This window comes from Photorhabdus sp. CRCIA-P01, from assembly GCF_003545805.1.
GTDB lineage: Bacteria > Pseudomonadota > Gammaproteobacteria > Enterobacterales > Enterobacteriaceae > Photorhabdus > Photorhabdus antumapuensis.
In genome coordinates this window covers 1-717 of sequence record NZ_NMQR01000205.1, presented here as the reverse complement: position 1 = coordinate 717, position 717 = coordinate 1, and the positions used below count along the sequence as shown (strand labels likewise).

Sequence of the window (717 nt, the reverse complement as noted above, 5' to 3'; positions counted from 1 at the left end):
GATGGATGACGAGCGCGGTCGGGAGCACATCAAACTCAGCACCGACTACGGGGGTAAGAGCCAGCTCAATCTGGGACATCTGGTCGACAGTCAGCGTCCGCACCCGGATAAACGGGGGGAAGGTTTTGAGCTGCGTACCGATGACTGGGGAGCGATTCGGGCCGGTAAAGGGTTGTTTATCAGTGCGGATAAACAGGTCAACGCGGGGGGCGAAGTGTTGGCAATGCAGGCGGCGATCAGTCAGTTGCAACAGGCGCAGGCGTTAACCGAAGCCTTACGCGGCGCGGCGGAAACCGCCAAAGCTGAACTGGCGGATTTGCAGCGCCAGAAAGCGTTATTGAGTGACACGTTAACCGAACTGAGAAAATCGGCGTTGTTACTTTCCGCCCCCGAGGGTATCGCTCAGACGACGGCGAACAGTCTCCAATTTTCCGCCGGGGAAAATGTGATCACCACCAGTGGGAAAAACACCGATTTCAGCGTGCTGAAAAAATTCACGGTGGCAGCCGGAGGGATGATCAGCCTGTTTGCGGAAAAGCTGGGGATCAAACTGTTTGCCAGTAAAGGGCGGGTAGAAATTCAGGCGCAGGGTGATGCGATGGGACTGGAAGCGCTGAAAGATATCACGGTGAGTAGCCATGAGGGCAAAGTGATTATCAGTGCTAAGGAAGAGATCCTGCTGGCCTGTGGGGGCGGTTATATCCGTATTGGCAAGGG

The 717-nt window shown here is 55.8% G+C and carries 1 protein-coding gene; it reads left to right on the top strand.

The window, feature by feature from the left end; genetic code table 11:
- Positions 1 to 717: DUF2345 domain-containing protein (locus tag D3222_RS24860; protein WP_157975454.1), on the top strand; the 717-nt coding region annotated here is incomplete at both ends.